Origin of the sequence: Thalassolituus sp. UBA2009 (assembly GCF_002335285.1) — a bacterium.
GTDB classification, from domain to species: domain Bacteria; phylum Pseudomonadota; class Gammaproteobacteria; order Pseudomonadales; family Oceanobacteraceae; genus Venatoribacter; species Venatoribacter alkanivorans.
This window is the reverse complement of sequence record NZ_DDCJ01000032.1, coordinates 15,397-26,669: the sequence shown is the minus strand read 5'-3', so window position 1 is coordinate 26,669 and position 11,273 is coordinate 15,397. Positions and strand designations below refer to the sequence as shown.

Sequence of the window (11,273 nt, the reverse complement as noted above, 5' to 3'; positions counted from 1 at the left end):
TAACCACCGATTTCCAGATCGTAACTAAACATATAGGCGGTCTGCAGTTCGTAACCGTGGGTGCGGGTTTTCTCGCGGATCACTTCGTAGCTGCCATCGCCATTGGTGTCGGCCAGACGCGAACCAAAGGCAGAGGTCGAACGGAAGTAACTGGCTTTCAGACTCAGCGCTTCGCCCTGATAGTTGAAACCGGTTTCGTAGTTATCGGTGATGATCGGCTTGATACGCACCAGATCATCCACATCCTGACCGTCGGTGTTGATGCCGCGCAGCACCAGACCCACATCCGGCATATTGAAGCCTTCGCTGTAGGAGATATAAGCATTCAGGCCATCGCTGATGCGGTAGGTAAAGCCGAGGTTGGTCAGCAGTTCGGAGAATTCATCATCACCACCGGCCACATCACGCGAGCCGTAGTTATACAGCGTGGTGAAATCATCCACCTGCAGTTTGGCGGTCTCGTAACGCGCACCACTGGTCAGTTGCAGGCGATCGGTCAGGGCGTAATCGAGCTGGGCAAAAGGCGCGTAGTTGTCGAACTTCATTTCCGGCACCCAGGTACGGCCGGTCATCGCCAGTGTCTGTTTCGATTCATCACGCACCCAGTCAAAGCCCAGCACCCAGTCGAGTTCATTCAGCAGGAAATCGTCACGGTTCCAGCTCAGGCGCACACCACTGCGCTGCACTTCAATCTGCGACTGATCGTAGATGCTCTGCGTCAGCGCACCAGTGCCATCGTACTGGCTGCCATAAGCCGGGTCCTGAAAGGTTTTGGTCTGGGTTGCGCCGTACAGCGAGGTACGGTCGAGGTAATAAAACTTACCGCTGAAGTTACCACCGGCCAGATCACGGTCGCTGTAGCTCAGCGCGGCTGCGGTTGCTTTGTTGCGGTTCGGATCGCCCACCTGCTTGCCTTTTTCGGTGGTGGCGGCAATGCCCTGATCGCGGTCGCCCGGTACGTTGCGGTAATCACCGCTGTTTTCCAGATCGTAACGGTTGAGCATCAGCTCCACACGGCGGGTAGCCGACAGATCCATGCCCAGCTTCAGCAGCAGATCAAGGGATTCAGAATCCATCAGGTCGCCGTGGGTTTCGTTAACGGCAATTTTGTCGCCGTTGGCATCGTAGTACAGCCCACTGTTCTGATACTGCGCCGAGGCCAGCACATCGTAAGCGCCCTGCTTGCGCTGCAGCGAGCCACCCAGGCGGTATTCAAAACCGTCACCGTCAAAATCGTTGCTGCTGGTCAGCGCGGTATTCAGACGGATTTCGTTATCGCCGTCGGCAGCGCTGCGGGTAATAAAGTTGATGATGCCGCCGGTTGCGCCCAGCCCCATGGAAGCGTTGGCACCGTGTACCACTTCAATCCGTTCAATCAGCGACGGGTCGATGGTGAAGCCGTCACGCGAGCCATCGCGCAGCGGGTTGGTCTGCGGAATACCATCCACCAGAATCAGCGGCGAACGGCCACGGAAACTCTCAGAAGAGCCGGTCATTTTCTGGCGCGACGGCGCAAAGCTTGGCAGCAGGCGGCTCAGTGCACTGGTCAGATCGCCGCTGGCACCGAGAGTGGCCTGCAGGGTTTCACGCTCGATGACCGTCACCATATGCGGGATGGTAGCAACATCACGCTCACCGCGAACGGCGGAGATCGTAACCCGGTCCAGCGTTACTTTTTCCGCTGGCGCAGAAGCGTCAGCCGGAAGCTGTGTGTCTGCGGCATAAGCCACCGGAGCCAGCAGTGCTGGAATCATCGCAAAAACAGCAGTTTTCATGGGCATGTCCTGATACGGATTGGTAATTAGCAATACGAAAGGACGCGAATGCTACTGAGTCTGAGAATGATTATCAACAAATAATAAGAGGAATTCCTGAACTTACATGGACGATGTTGGTCGTCAGAGTTCCGCTTCGAGCGGCAGAACGCCCAGCAGCCAGGATTGCAGGCGCCGCCACAGGCTGGCCCGGGGTTCGCTGTCATAGCTCTGCACAGAGCCATCGCCGTACAGCTCCTGCCAGCGTACTTCTCCCTGATGTAGCTGCAGGTGATAACTTTCGAATGGCAGGTTTTGCTGCAGATCCCGGCTGGCTTCCTGACCCAGTTGCGCCTGCTCAAACAGCACACCCATTTCGGTATTCTCGCGGATGGAACGCGGATCAAGATTCATCGAGCCGACGTAAAAGTAGCGCTGATCAATCACCAGCATTTTGGCGTGCAGACTGGCGGAAGAAGAGCCGGTCCAGCGGCGGTTTTCACGCCCGGAGCTGGCATCCGGGCGCAGCTCATACAGTTCAACTCCGGCACGCAGTAACGCCGCGCGGTAATGTTTATAAGCCGAATGCACCGCAGGCACATCCGTGCTGGCCAGAGAATTGGTCAGCACCCGCACCTTAACACCACGCGCGACCAGTGCCGCCAGAAAGGCAACCCCCTCATCGCCCGGTACAAAATAGGGCGAAACCAGCAGCACTTCCTGCTGCGCATTTTCCAGCAGAGTGAGCAGATTTCCCAACAACGGCGACTGGTAACGGCGGCTGCGGATTTTATCCGGTGCATCAGCCACTACGTACGCCTTTCCCCAGAACAGCCGCGGTTCATAGTGCGCCGCCAGGTTCTGGGCCCGTGCCTGTAAAGCCTGCACATAAGGGTGCTGCTGATTACTCTGCAGCCAGCTCTGCAGTTTCTGGCTCAGTCCGTTCAGCGGTTGCTGGTCATGCGGATCAGCATCCTGCAACACGTGCTCCACCGGCACCGCCAGCTCGCTGTTCCAGTAGCGGTCAAACTCGGTTGAGGCGTCATCGACCACCGCCCCCAGTGTCAGTACATCCAGATCACCGAAGACCACCGCATTACGCGCGGCATCAAAGTACTCATCACCGATATTGCGCCCGCCGGTAATCGCCAGAGTGTTATCGGCAATCATGGTTTTGTTATGCATGCGCCGGGTCGATACCCCATAACGGGTCAGAAACTGCATATCGCGCGGATAGTCGCGCAGAAACGGATTAAACAGGCGGATATCAATATTGGGATGACGGTTCAGCAGCCGCAGCTCATTATCGGCGCCGCGGGTTGCCATATCGTCCAGCAGCAGCCGCACGCGTACGCCGCGCTCGGCGGCCTGCAGTAAGGCCCAGGTAAAAACCTTGCCGGTCAGATCCTGATGGTAGAGATAATATTGCAGGTCGAGACGATCATGAGCATTGGCCGCCAACAACAGGCGGGCAAGAAAAGCATCAGTTCCGGAGGCCAGCAACACCAGCCCGGCCTGACCGGGATGTTGCTGTAACAGAGGCTCCGCCCAATCCGTCAGCGGACTGTGCGGCGGAGCCTGAGTATGAACTTCAGAGGTGGGATGCGGATAGTCCGGCAGACGGGCACAGCCGGCAAACAACACCGCCAGCAGATACATACAGCACGGCAGTATCTGCCATGCGCGTTTATGGCATATGGGCGATATAGGCGGCCACATCACGCAGCTGCTGCTCATCCATATTCTGCACCACGCCGATCATCGGTGAGTTTTTACGCTCCGGATCGTTATGCAGGAAACGCATCAGGGTTTTGGTCAGATATTCATATGGCTGACCGGCGATACGCGGGTACAGGCTGCTGCCATGGCCGGCGTTGCCATGGCAGACAAAACAGGTGGTTTTATAAATCTGTTCGCCTTTTGCACTTGTGGGTACGGGTTGTTCGCGGCTAACCACCGGCTTGTGAGCAAAATAAAGCGCGATATTAATGCGGTCTTCTTTACTCAGCGTGGTGGCCAGTTTGCTCATCACATAATCTTTGCGCACACCATCGGCAAAATGCTCAAACTGGGTAAAAAGATAAGCGGCATTCTGACTGGCCAGATTCGGGATATAGTCGCGCTTGCTGTTGCCATCATCACCATGACAGCGGAAGCACAACTGCGCACGCTCAACACCATCTTCAATAGCGGCCTGTAACAGCGGTGTATTTTTTTCGATGATGGCCATTTCCTGCAGCATGGACTCCACACTTTCGGCCTGCACCTGGCTGCCCAGTAAGAGAAGCAATCCTGCCAACGTACTGCTTAATCTGTTCATAGTGTACTTTTCTGTTCTTTTGCTGTTATGGAGTTATTCAGGAGCGGCTGTTTTCGCGGACAAAACGCCCTGAAGACCCTGATCAACTTATTATTAGGGAGTGAAACATACGCGTCTGCTCTCGTCAGGCCAAGAGCCAATCGCCTTTCGTATTAGCCTTTTCTAAATAAAGGCTGACCTGTATCAAGCGCTAACCGCGAACTCCGGCCAGAGTTGCCCAAATCCACTTCCCGCACCGCCAGGCTTATGGATAAGGGGCTGTGCCCTGCACCCGCATTCAGGTACACTTCCCGCCTTTCTAACTGCGCTCAGATTCAGACCATACGCCATGATGCAAGAGACTTATCAGCCCCATATTATCGAACCTTCCGTACAGACTCAGTGGGAAGAAAATCAGGTATTCAAAGCCGTTGTCGACAGCAATAAAGAGAAATTCTATTGCCTGTCCATGTTCCCGTATCCAAGCGGCCGGCTACATATGGGGCACGTGCGTAACTACACCATTGGTGACGTGGTTTCGCGCTACCAGCGCATGCAGGGCAAAAACGTCATGCAGCCAATGGGCTGGGACGCCTTCGGTCTGCCGGCAGAAAACGCCGCCATCAAGCATCAGGTTGCTCCGGGCAAATGGACCAAAGAAAACATCGCCTATATGAAAGGCCAGCTGAAATCGCTGGGCCTCGGTTACGACTGGAACCGCGAACTGGCGACCTGTGACCCGGAATACTACCGCTGGGAACAGTGGTTCTTCACCAAGCTGATCGACAAGGGTCTGGCCTACAAAAAAGTATCCGCGGTTAACTGGTGTCCGAATGACCAGACCGTTCTGGCCAACGAACAGGTCATCGACGGCTGCTGCTGGCGCTGTGACTCTGTGGTTGAGCGTAAAGAAATTCCACAGTGGTTTATCCGCATTACCGATTACGCCGAAGAACTGCTGAACGACCTCGATCAGCTCGACGGCTGGCCGGATCAGGTAAAAGCCATGCAGCGCAACTGGATTGGTAAATCCCGTGGCGTACAAATGCGCTTTGGCCTGAAAGACCGCGAAGACGCACTGGAAATCTACACCACCCGTCCGGATACCCTGATGGGTGTGAGCTATGTTGCTGTTGCTGCCGGTCACCCACTGGCGAAAGAAGCCGCAGCCAACAATGCTGCGCTGGCCGCATTCCTCGAAGAATGTTCCAAATCCGGTACCGCCGAAGCCGATCTGGCCACCGCCGAGAAAAAAGGTATGGCAACCGGCTTTACTGCCATTCACCCGATTTCCGGTAAAGAAGTACCGGTGTGGGTCGCCAACTTTGTGCTGATGGAATTCGGTACCGGTGCGGTCATGGCCGTTCCTGCACACGATCAGCGCGACTGGGAATTCGCGCAGAAATACGGCATTGAAATTCATCAGGTCATCGCCGCCAACGAAGGCGACGAGTGCGACCTGAGCAAAGCGGCCTATACCGAAAAAGGCACCCTGATTAACTCCGGCGAATTTGACGGCCTCGGTTTTGACGCCGCCTTCGACGCCATCGCCGCCAAACTGGCGGCAGAGGGCAAAGGCGAGATCAAAGTGAACTACCGCCTGCGCGACTGGGGTGTGAGCCGCCAGCGTTACTGGGGCGCACCGATTCCGGTGATCCGTACCGCCGATGGTGACTCCATTGCTGCACCGGAAAGCCTGCAGCCGGTAATTCTGCCGACTGAGGTTGTGATGGATGGTGTGAACTCACCGATCAAGAACAACCCGGAATTCGAAAACATCGAATACAACGGTCAGCCGGCATTCCGTGAAACCGATACCTTCGACACCTTTATGGAGTCGTCCTGGTACTACGCGCGCTACTGCTCACCGCGCGACGATACGCAGATGCTGAATCCGGAAGAAGCCAATTACTGGCTGCCGGTCGATCAGTATATCGGCGGGATCGAACACGCCATTCTGCACCTGCTGTATGCACGTTTCTTCCACAAGCTGCTGCGCGATGCCGGTCTGGTGAACAGCGATGAGCCGTTCAAAAACCTGCTGTGCCAGGGCATGGTGCTGGCCGATGCGTTCTTCTACACCAACGAACACGGCGCCAAAGAGTGGGTTAATCCGACCGAAGTGAGCGTTGAGCGCGACGACAAAGGCCGCCTGACCGCTGCCAAGCGTAAGAGCGACGGCAAAGAACTGCAGTACTCCGGCATGAGCAAAATGTCGAAGTCGAAAAACAACGGTGTCGATCCGCAGGAAGCCATCGAACTGTACGGCGCCGATACCGTGCGTCTGTACACCATGTTCGCAGCGCCCCCGGAGCAAACCCTGGAATGGTCTGACTCCGGCGTACAGGGTGCCCAGCGCTTCCTGCAGCGCGTCTGGCGTTTAAGCTACGAACTACTGCAACAGGCAGATCGTGGTGATGCGGCGAACCTGTCCAAAGATGAGAAAGACGCCCGCCGTAAGGTGCACGAAACCATTCAGAAGGTGAGCGATGACGTTGGTCGCCGCTACAACTTCAACACCGGTATCGCCGCCATTATGGAACTGATGAACACCCTGCAGAAAGCCGATATGGCATCTGCCGGTGGCCGTGCAGTGGTGGCAGAAGGTCTCGATGCGGTGATCCGCATGCTGTCGCCGATTGCGCCACACATTACCCAGGCTCTGTGGATTGCCTTCGGTAACGATGGTCTGGTGATTGATGCCCCTTGGCCTGTGGTTGACGAGAGCGCTCTGGTGCGTGATTCCATCGAAGTGGTGGTTCAGGTGAACGGTAAGCTGCGTGCCAAGATCGAAGTGGCGGCCAACGCCAGCAAAGACGATCTTGAAGCCGCCGCCAAAGAGGCCGTTGCCCAGCAGCTCGAAGGTGTGACCGTACGCAAGGTGATTGTGGTACCGGGTAAGCTGGTTAATATCGTCGCTAACTGATCCGGAGCTGCCTGCGTTGCCGGTACTGTGTTAAAAATACGTTCGAAATGCTCATTTATGACTTATAAACTGCGCCTTCTCACGTATTTTTGCCTTGTTCCGGCGGCCTCGCCAACGCTCCGCCCACATTGAACAGCTGATAGGAAGCCTATGCGCCCTCTTGCCTGGATTCTCACATTATCATTACTTTCTGCCTGCGGCTGGCATCTGCGTGGTGTTACGCCGCTGCCGCCGGAATACCGGGTGATGTATCTGCAGAGTCAGGCCAGCAACAGCTTTAACCAACAGTTAAAGCTGCAGCTGGAGTTCAACGATGTCGTACTGACCGCCAGCGCCGAAGACGCCCCGGCCATTCTGCGTATTGAGCCGGTGGATATCGAACGGCGTACGCTGTCGGTCAGCAGCAGTGGTCAGGTAGGCGAGTTCGAACTGAACGGCCGTCTGACCGCTCATATCCTGCACATTGGCCGCGATACCGATGTCGAAATTGAACTGAAAGCACGCCGCACCCTGACCAACGATGTGAACAACGTCGTCGGTACTGCCAGCGCCGAAAGCCAGCAACGGGCTGAGCTGGAGCGCGAACTGGTCAACAAGCTGCTGCGCCGCCTGCAAAGCCTCGGCAAAGGCAACCAAAGCGCAGCCACAACCCAAAGCGCTCCTGCCGCAACAGGCACCCAGCCGTGAAAATCCGCCAGGACCAGCTCAGCGGCCTGCTGGCCAAAGGACTGGCACCCTGCTATCTGGTGTCCGGTGACGACCCTTTACTGGTGATGGAAGCCTGCGACGAGATCCGTGCAGCTGCACGTAAGGCCGGTGTCGAGGAGCGTGAGCTGTTCCATGCTGAAGCCGGCTTTGACTGGCGCCATTTGCTGGAAGAAGCCAACGCCATGTCGTTATTTGCCAGTCGCCGTATTCTTGAAGTACGGATTGGTAACGGCAAGCCTTCCGATAAAGGCGCGGCTATTCAGCAGATTCTTGATAATCCCAACCCGGATAACCTGCTGCTGATTATCTGCCCGCGCCTCGACAGCACCATTCAGCGCAGCGCCTGGTTTAAAGCGGTGGATAAAGCCGGTGTTTTCCTGCCGATCTGGCCCATCGAACGCTCGCAATATCCGGGCTGGCTGAAACGCCGCCTGCAGATTGCCGGCCTGCAGATCGAACCTCCCGCCCTGGCTGCTCTGGCGCATCAGACCGAAGGCAACCTGCTCGCTGCCGTGCAGGAAGTTGAAAAGCTGCGCCTGCTGGGCACGACCACCATCAACGAAGAGATGATTAACGAAGCCATTGGCGACAGCTCCCGCTTTGACGCCTTTGGTCTGGCCGATACCTGCCTGCTCGGTAACCTGGCCGAAGCCAGCCGCATTCTTTCGCATTTAAAAGGTGAAGGTGTCGATGCGCTGATGATACTCGGCGCCCTGACGCGCAAGATCCGCCAGCTGATTGCCATGCAGGATCTTGGCGGACAACAGCTGAGTGAAGCCTTCAAGGCACAGAATATCTGGCCCAAACAACAGCCTCCCTACAAAAAAGCTCTGCAGAACCTGCGCGCCCCACAGCTCCATGCCGCCCTGCGTAAGGCCGAAAAAATCGATGCAGCCATTAAAGGCAGCGGCGATGATCCCTGGCTTCTGTTAAGTGAGTTAACTGTACTGTTAACAGGTGTAAGGCTGACGACTGGTTAACAGTTTCAGCACTACCGCTGTCACAGAAATCCCAACATTTAACTGAGATACTGCTGTGGTAATGGCGGCAATTGCCGTATTCGGATGACAATTTTTGTCACATTATGCCTTTTAACGTTAAGCGTCGTGGTAAAAACGTTAAAATATAATAATATGACGTAATGCTAAGCTGAGTATGCAGACTAAGAGGATGTTCGTTATGAGCGCCGTAAACAAACAACAAAATTCAGATCTGGTCTGGGACCTGGAGAAAATCCACCAGCACCAGCGCGCTATGAATTTCGTTAAGCAGTTTGAAAACCGCTTCTGCGTATTCTCCGGCTCCGTACGTCAGCTGTATACCAACTACAGTATTTTCTTCCCCGAAGAAGCCAACCGTCAGATGGTTATTCTGCCCGACCCTTACGCCTTCCACGATACGTTCAGCCATCTGAATCCGGATGCCGTACAGTCAACCGGTCTGCATGTTATCCCTGGCAATCTGATCGGTAAAACCGGCCTGTATCTGGTGATCTCACATAAAGACAAAAACGTGCGCTCGGTACCGATTCCTTTTCAGGAAGGTATCCGCCAGATTCTGCGCCGTTCCAATACCGAAGATCCGTTCCTGCCGGTACTGATGAAAGGCGACCTGCGTGAATTCAATGATCAGATGCCTTGTCTGCACCTGAACCGTCTGCGCCTGAAAGAGCTGACTTCGCTGTCCGGCCTTGAGCGCGAAGGTATCCGCACCATCATTACTGACAAGCTGATGAAACTGTATCAGGAATCATCAGCCCTGAACCTGGCCTGATTCCCAGGCCAGATCTTAACACCCTGCAACGGTCTCCCGTACCACTAGCCTTCGGCACGATAATAACGGCGGATCAGGCGACTTAATCCCTTACGCCAGGCTTTCGGCTTGATGCCAAAGGTGTGAAACAGCAGCGTATTATCGGTAACCGGTGCCCAGACCGCCGGCATCAAGCCGCCTTCCTGTGATTTCAGCTCCACGCCACTGAGATTTTCATACTGACCGGCTTCCGCCAGCAGCGCCTCTGCGAAGGCATATGAAGAGATCGGCTCCACACCACAAAAATGATAGGTACCCCATAAATCGTCGCTGCAGGCTGCCTGTTTAAGCATCGCCAGAATCACTTCGGCAATATCATCAGCAGGCGTCGGACTGAACTTACGCTGCATATCGAGGCTGAGGGAATGCTCATCACGGATAGCCGTCAGCAGGCGGTTGGCAAAATCGTCAGCCATCAGCGAAAACCCCTGGCCAATGCGCAGGATCAGATGACGACGGTTATTACGGGTCAAGGCTTCCAGAGCCAGTAAATCCAGCGCCAGTGGATGATCGGCATAATCCTCATCATTTTCCTGGTAGACAGCATCCGCGCGGGCACGGAAAACAGCGCTGGAGGACAGCAATACCACCGGGACATCCTGCTCTTCCGCCTGCTCCAGCCAGAAAGGAACATGCGCATAGTCATCCGGATGAAACAGTGATGGCACCAGTACAAAAAAAGGTTTGCCAACGGCCGCCATAGCCAAACGCTCACGGCTTTCCAGGCCAAAGCCTTTATACATAAGATCCTGAGAAGCCAGACTGCGGGTAAGAAAGTGTCCCACCGGGCGGTTAGCGCCGATGATAAAGCTGTGAAAACTGCTGATAGCCAAGACTCCGGGTCTCCTGTGCGCTGGGGCCAGACTGAGGGCCACTGATATTACAGCCTGCATAATACCCTGCCGCCGGGCCAATCACGACGTGCATTTGTACGACCCGTCTATACTCAGGGGATATTGCTGCCTGTTGTACTTATGTCTTTATATTATCGTTTGTTCATACTCGCACTGTTTCTGTTCGGCGGTGCTTTTGCGACTGCCCGTTATGCGGGCGGCGAAACGGATGCTCCTGCCCCGCTGATGGCTCAGGTTTACCAGGCTGCAGAGTTCTCCAGCCTGCAACAGGTTGTGGGCTTAAATGACGATATGTGGCGGGACATGCCGGCTGCCAGCATCAACCTTGGCTTCAGCGATGACCACGTCTGGGTACGGATGCCACTGAGTCAGCTGCCCTTTGATTATCAGCGGCAGCCCTGGATTCTGGAACTGGGATATCCACTGCTCGACCATATCGAGCTTTATATTATGCACGGTGATGTTGTACTGCTGCACACCGATGCCGGCAACGACCTGCCCTATTCTTCCCGCCCTCTGGCTGTGCCCGAATTTGCCTTTCCAGTGCCGCCACTCAGCCAGGCACAATGGTTGTATCTGTACGTGCATTCGGAGTCATCGGTGCAGATTCCCATCCGCACTTTTCCGGAACAGAACTACTGGCAGCAACGGGTCGGCGAAGTTACCTTTGACGCTGCATTTCACGCAATCCTGTTCAGTATGCTGGCCTATAACCTGCTGATTTTTTTACTGAGCCGCGATCTGATTTTCTTCCTGTATTCGCTCAGCATCGGCGCCTTTGCCATGATGATGGCCGCTCTGCATGGCTGGACTTATGCGTTACTGTGGCCAGAATCTCCACACCTGAACGATCTGGCGATTCTGCTCAGTCTCGCCCTGTCTGAGGCCTTTCTTGCACTGTTCGGGGTTTCATTCCTGCG

The 11,273-nt window shown here is 55.3% G+C and carries 9 protein-coding genes; 5 read left to right on the top strand and 4 right to left on the bottom strand.

The window, feature by feature from the left end; translation table 11 throughout:
• The 3 genes from B3P58_RS03660 to B3P58_RS03650 form a co-directional block, all read right to left on the bottom strand.
• A partial coding sequence (locus tag B3P58_RS03660) for a TonB-dependent receptor (protein ID WP_286716118.1) occupies nucleotides 1-1,775 on the bottom strand: 1,775 nt, incomplete at its 3' end.
• 123 nt (nucleotides 1,776-1,898) lie between these two features.
• Nucleotides 1,899-3,413 carry a phospholipase D family protein gene (locus B3P58_RS03655; RefSeq protein WP_186435749.1) on the bottom strand — a complete coding sequence of 505 codons (1,515 nt, stop codon included), beginning with the start codon at nucleotides 3,411-3,413 and terminating at the stop codon, nucleotides 1,899-1,901.
• Nucleotides 3,414-3,441: 28 nt separating this feature from the next.
• On the bottom strand, nucleotides 3,442-4,074 hold the full coding sequence (locus B3P58_RS03650) for a c-type cytochrome (protein WP_145466309.1): 633 nt from the start codon (nucleotides 4,072-4,074) through the stop codon (nucleotides 3,442-3,444).
• A gap of 331 nt (nucleotides 4,075-4,405) precedes the next feature.
• Here B3P58_RS03650 and leuS point away from each other — a divergent pair, with 331 nt between their 5' ends.
• The 4 genes from leuS (at nucleotide 4,406) to B3P58_RS03630 (ending at nucleotide 9,460) form a co-directional block, all read left to right on the top strand.
• Nucleotides 4,406-6,979 carry a leucine--tRNA ligase gene (gene leuS, locus B3P58_RS03645; RefSeq protein ID WP_286716148.1) on the top strand — a complete coding sequence of 858 codons (2,574 nt, stop codon included), beginning with the start codon at nucleotides 4,406-4,408 and terminating at the stop codon, nucleotides 6,977-6,979.
• 150 nt (nucleotides 6,980-7,129) lie between these two features.
• A complete protein-coding gene (gene lptE / locus B3P58_RS03640; protein ID WP_286716115.1) occupies nucleotides 7,130-7,666 on the top strand; it encodes an LPS assembly lipoprotein LptE in 537 nt (178 codons plus the stop codon).
• Nucleotides 7,663-8,667: a DNA polymerase III subunit delta gene (gene holA, locus B3P58_RS03635; RefSeq protein WP_225693127.1), complete on the top strand. Its 1,005-nt coding sequence runs from the start codon at nucleotides 7,663-7,665 to the stop codon at nucleotides 8,665-8,667. Before lptE ends, holA begins: the two co-directional genes overlap by 4 nt.
• 199 nt (nucleotides 8,668-8,866) lie before the next feature.
• Nucleotides 8,867-9,460 (top strand): hypothetical protein, encoded by a 594-nt coding sequence (locus tag B3P58_RS03630; RefSeq protein ID WP_145466314.1) that lies wholly within the window; start codon nucleotides 8,867-8,869, stop codon nucleotides 9,458-9,460.
• Between the two features lie 44 nt (nucleotides 9,461-9,504).
• Here B3P58_RS03630 and B3P58_RS03625 read toward each other — a convergent pair whose 3' ends face one another.
• Nucleotides 9,505-10,332, bottom strand: coding sequence for a sugar nucleotide-binding protein (locus tag B3P58_RS03625; RefSeq protein ID WP_186435750.1), 828 nt, complete (start codon nucleotides 10,330-10,332; stop codon nucleotides 9,505-9,507).
• Nucleotides 10,333-10,473: 141 nt separating this feature from the next.
• Between B3P58_RS03625 and B3P58_RS03620 the strand changes: the two genes are divergently transcribed.
• Nucleotides 10,474-11,273: 7TM-DISM domain-containing protein (locus tag B3P58_RS03620; protein ID WP_286716114.1), on the top strand; the 800-nt coding region annotated here is incomplete at its 3' end.

Excerpts from the sequence above, each read along its gene's own strand:
- B3P58_RS03655 (WP_186435749.1), bottom strand. The coding sequence starts at position 3,413 with ATGTATCTGCTGGCGGTGTTGTTTGCCGGCTGTGCCCGTCTGCCGGAC.
- B3P58_RS03650 (WP_145466309.1), bottom strand. The coding sequence starts at position 4,074 with ATGAACAGATTAAGCAGTACGTTGGCAGGATTGCTTCTCTTACTGGGC.
- leuS (WP_286716148.1), top strand. The coding sequence starts at position 4,406 with ATGCAAGAGACTTATCAGCCCCATATTATCGAACCTTCCGTACAGACT.
- lptE (WP_286716115.1), top strand. The coding sequence starts at position 7,130 with ATGCGCCCTCTTGCCTGGATTCTCACATTATCATTACTTTCTGCCTGC.
- B3P58_RS03630 (WP_145466314.1), top strand. The coding sequence starts at position 8,867 with ATGAGCGCCGTAAACAAACAACAAAATTCAGATCTGGTCTGGGACCTG.